The following is a 1,382-nucleotide window of genomic DNA, read 5'->3' as shown; positions in this document are numbered from 1 at the left end:
GCGCCGCATGCTGATCCCGCGCTTCACCGTCAAGCACGCCAATGCCCTCCGGCCCCGCATCCATGCCGGTGCCGGGCGGGTCTGCAGGCCGGGGGCCGGCTGCGGCATGCGGACGTAGGAGCGGGTGTCGGCGAAGGGGTCGTCCACGCGCGGGGCCGGAGGGGCGGGAGGGGCAGGTGGCCCGGGGGCGGGCCCGGGCTCGGGGGCGAAGAGGGAGGCCTTGATGGCCTCGGCGAGCGCCGCCTCGTTGTGGGCGGCGGCCTGGCGGTGCGCCGCGGCCTCCCGCTCCGCGGCGAGGGCCGTCGCGACGGCGTAGCGGGTCTCCAGCTCCCGGTAGTGGCGGATGTCGAAGCGGAGGTAGTACCAGATGGACCAGATGCCGGTGCACACGAGACTGACGGCGCCGGCCTTCACCTGTGTGTCGGCCGTCCACGACTCCGCGCCGTTGATGCGGGACAGGTTGAAGAAGGACAGGACGAGGACGATCCAGAACAGCGCCCAGTCCGTCTTCTTCCTGCGCATGATCGCCACACGCAGGACCGGCACCCAGGGCAGCAGGAGGATCGTCCCCACGGTGATCGCCACCACGACCACCCGCATAGCAATGATCTTTGCTCTGCCGGGTGGCCGCTGCGGCGGTTCGTGGCCGTTCATTCCTCGCTCCTGGAGTGCGCGTTTGTGTCCTGAGCCTATATACCGACACGGGCAACTCCCCCCGGGTTGCGCACATCAGACGGTGTGACAGGTCACTCGAACCGCACGGAAGTCACGGAAGCATATATTCCGGGATTAGTCCGGGATGTGTTCCGGGCGGACGCTCCCGTCCGTCAGCCCGTCGAACATCCCCTGCACCAACCGCTCCCCCAGCCGCTCCGCCCGCCGCAGCGCCTCCTCGAACTCCGCGAGCCCGCGGAAGCGGACGCCGTAGCGCCGCTGGTCGGCGAGCGGGAGCCGGGGCACCTGGAGCCGGCGGACGTCGAGGCGGGTGGCGGTGGACGCGTAGCTGCTGGCCTGCCGCTGGTTGGCGGTGCCGCGCAGGAACCCGGCGAGGAACCAGGGGTCCAGGGCGGCCGGGTCGGGGCGCAGCAGGAACAAGCCCCGGCCGAGCGCGGCGCCGGCCGTCTCCTCCCCGATGACGCGGGCCACGGTGACATCGCCGACGACGGGGACGACGACATCTCCGGCCTGCACCAGGACGGGCTCCTCCGCCTGGCCCTCGGGCAGCGCGCCGGTGGGGCCGCTGCCCGCCTTCACGTCGTAGTCGGTGAGCACCGGCGGGGCCGCGGCGCCCGGGTCGGGCACCGCACCCGGGCCGCCCGCGCGCAGCACCAGCGCCCCGGCGCGGGCGAGCTCGCCGACGGTGGTGGCGGGCCAGCGGGCGG

2 pseudogenes are annotated in these 1,382 nt (G+C 73.3%); both read right to left on the bottom strand.

Annotation, left to right across the window (positions count from 1 at the left end):
* A pseudogene (locus tag B7P34_RS35915) lies at nt 1–654 on the bottom strand (hypothetical protein); the annotation flags it as partial.
* A gap of 135 nt (nt 655–789) precedes the next feature.
* Nucleotides 790–1,382, bottom strand: a pseudogene (locus B7P34_RS35910) (N-6 DNA methylase); the annotation flags it as partial.

Origin of the sequence: Streptosporangium nondiastaticum (assembly GCF_003011965.1) — a bacterium.
Taxonomy (GTDB): Bacteria; Actinomycetota; Actinomycetes; order Streptomycetales; family Streptomycetaceae; genus Streptomyces; species Streptomyces nondiastaticus.
The sequence above is the reverse complement of the archived record's forward strand: the minus strand, read 5'-3'. Positions and strand labels throughout refer to the sequence as shown.